This window comes from Peribacillus sp. P4_B1, from assembly GCF_056402395.1.
Genome location: NZ_JBFUHM010000167.1, coordinates 1 through 632, shown reverse-complemented (window position 1 = coordinate 632; position 632 = coordinate 1). Strand labels below are relative to the sequence as shown.

General features: G+C 63.8%; 2 protein-coding genes. One reads left to right on the top strand and one right to left on the bottom strand.

Annotated elements, in window-relative coordinates:
* A partial coding sequence (locus tag AC1DVK_RS27100; protein WP_477627844.1) for a kinase/pyrophosphorylase occupies positions 1-377 on the top strand: 377 nt, incomplete at its 5' end.
* Positions 378-384: 7 nt separating this feature from the next.
* Here the strand turns inward: AC1DVK_RS27100 and AC1DVK_RS27095 are convergent.
* Positions 385-632 (bottom strand): M20/M25/M40 family metallo-hydrolase (locus AC1DVK_RS27095; protein ID WP_477627843.1); only part of this gene is annotated, 248 nt, incomplete at its 5' end.

Sequence of the window (632 nt, the reverse complement as noted above, 5' to 3'; positions counted from 1 at the left end):
TGATCCTGGTGGGCGTGAGCCGCAGCGGCAAGACGCCGACTTCGCTCTACCTTGCCATGCAATACGGCCTCAAGGCCTCGAATTACCCGCTGATCCCGGAAGATTTCGAGCGCCGCCAGCTGCCGCCGGCGCTGGTGCCGCACCGCAAGAAGATCTTCGGCCTGACCATCGCGCCTGAGCGCCTGGCGCAAATACGCAATGAACGCCGGCCCAACTCGAAATACGCGAGCCTGGAGAACTGCCGCGACGAAATCCACGAAGCCGAGGCCATGATGCGCCGCGAAGGCATACGCTGGCTCTCGACCACCACCAAGTCGATCGAAGAGATTTCGACCACCATCCTGCAGGAAATCCGGCCCGAGCGGCTCGAGTACTGAACCGGCCTTATTTGGTCAGTTCCACCAGCATGCGCGCCAGCAGGTAAAAGCGCGGAACGATGCTGTCGATCTCGGCGTACTCGTTTTCCGTATGGATTTCACCGCCCACAATGCCGAACCCGTCCAGCGTGGGCGTGCCCACCCCGGCCGACAGGCTGGCGTCGGCCGCGCCGCCGCTGCCTTCCAGCGTCAGCTTGCGGCCGATTTCACCGTAGATCGCCTGGGCCTTGGCCGCCAGCACGTCCTGTTTGGGGG